The organism is Desulfocastanea catecholica (assembly GCF_054657295.1).
This window is the reverse complement of the sequence record NZ_BAAHYZ010000126.1, coordinates 1-595: the sequence shown is the minus strand read 5'-3', so window position 1 is coordinate 595 and position 595 is coordinate 1. Positions and strand designations below refer to the sequence as shown.

The window sequence follows — 595 nt, the reverse complement described above, 5'->3', positions numbered from 1 at the left end:
CGTTCCCGCCGCCGACCGGGACATATTCCGAATTTTCAAATCCTCGACATACACTATCGCGTGGTTTTTGCTGATGGTTGTCGATGATTTATGCAGATAGTCGTTCCGGGTGTCGGCAATCCTGATATGGAGCCTGGTTATTTTCTTCTTCTGTTTCTGCCAGTTGGCGGAAAACTTGACCTTTCTGGCGAGTTTTCTCTGCTCTTTGGCAAGTTTCATCTCAAGTTTTTTGAAACTGTTCAGCGGTTCCAGAAAGGAGCCATCCGACATGGTTGCGAACCGGGCAATACCCATATCAATCCCCACGGCAAAAGCGGAGGGGTGGACCGGCTCCGGGATCTCCCGCTCGGTCTGGATCGAGACATACCAGTGATCGCCCCGCCTGGATACGGTGATATTCCGGGGTGTCCCTTCGATTTCCCGGCTCTTGATGAACCGGACCCATCCGATCTTCGGCAGGAAGACCCGGTTTCCGTCCAGCTTGAAGCCCTGCGGATACCGGAACGAATCTGTGTCTTTCCCTTTTTTCTTGAACCGGGGAAACCGCTTCGGATTCTTTTTGTCAAACGCCTCCCTGAGGGCCTGGTCGAGAAAC

At 52.9% G+C, this 595-nt stretch carries 1 protein-coding gene; it reads right to left on the bottom strand.

Going from position 1 to position 595, the window contains the following annotated elements; translation table 11 throughout:
• Positions 1–595 (bottom strand): RNA-guided endonuclease InsQ/TnpB family protein (locus tag ACYQ8U_RS23165; protein ID WP_459947922.1); only part of this gene is annotated, 595 nt, incomplete at both ends.